The organism is Acinetobacter sp. 228, from assembly GCF_048147885.1.
The window spans coordinates 1-1,018 of record NZ_JAYWYV010000624.1 but is presented as its reverse complement, the minus strand read 5'-3'; the positions used below and the strand labels follow the sequence as shown (position 1 = coordinate 1,018).

Here is a 1,018-nt window from a genome sequence, read left to right as displayed (position 1 = left end):
AATGACCACACAAACCTCTGGTTGGGTCTCGGCGTTTAAAGCATTTTTAGACCGTCGTGCATTAATTATGCTATTTCTGGGTTTTTCTGCCGGAATACCTATTTTATTGATTTTCTCTAGTCTCTCTTTATGGCTAGGTGAAGCAGGGATTGATAAAAGTGCAGTCACTATTATCAGTTGGGCGGCTTTAGGATATTCCTTTAAATTTGTTTGGGCTCCTTTAATTGATGAGTTACCTGTACCAGTTTTGACTAAAGCTTTAGGCCGAAGACGTGCATGGTTGCTTATTGCGCAGTGTTTAATCGTACTTGCGATATGTACAATGGCTTTTGCCGACCCTGCTTTAGGTCATAGTTACCTTGTTCAAATGGCAGCAGGCGCAGTTTTACTTGGCTTCTCGGCTGCAACGCAAGATATTGTGATTGATGCTTATCGTATTGAGCTGGCTGAAACAGAAATGCAGACAGTGTTGGCATCAACTTATAATGCGGGTTACCGGATCGGTATGATTGTAGCTGGTGCTGGTGCATTATTCTTAGCGGCGCATTTGGGGACCGCAAAAGGAAATTATATTTACGAGGCTTGGAAGACGACCTATTTAACGATGGCAGCAGTCATGTTGGTCGGTATTATTACAACTTTACTCGTTCGTGAACCTAAAGTTGATCGTATATATAAAAACTATAAATCAAGTGATTATTACCGTCTGGTTTTAGTATTTTTTATTGCAGTTATTTCATTTGTATTAACCTATATTGACTCAGGCCAAGTTACAGAAGCAATTTCAAAAGCTGGCAATATTCAAGATAGTGCTGCTTTATTTGGTTTAGAAGCTTTAAGGTTCTTAACGGCGACAGGCGTTGCCATTCTAGCTGGTTATATATTGGTTAAAATAGGTGTGGTGAACCAGCAAATGGCTAAGGAAACTTGGATTGCCCCAATTCTGGATTTCTTTAAACGTTATGGTGTCAAACTTGCCTTAGTACTTCTATTCTTGATTGGGTTCTTCCGTATTTCA

At 39.9% G+C, this 1,018-nt stretch carries 1 protein-coding gene; it reads left to right on the top strand.

Features of this window, described 5'->3' with window-relative positions:
• Position 1 precedes the first annotated feature (1 nt).
• Positions 2–1,018: MFS transporter (locus VXQ92_RS21385; RefSeq protein WP_416683107.1), on the top strand; the 1,017-nt coding region annotated here is incomplete at its 3' end.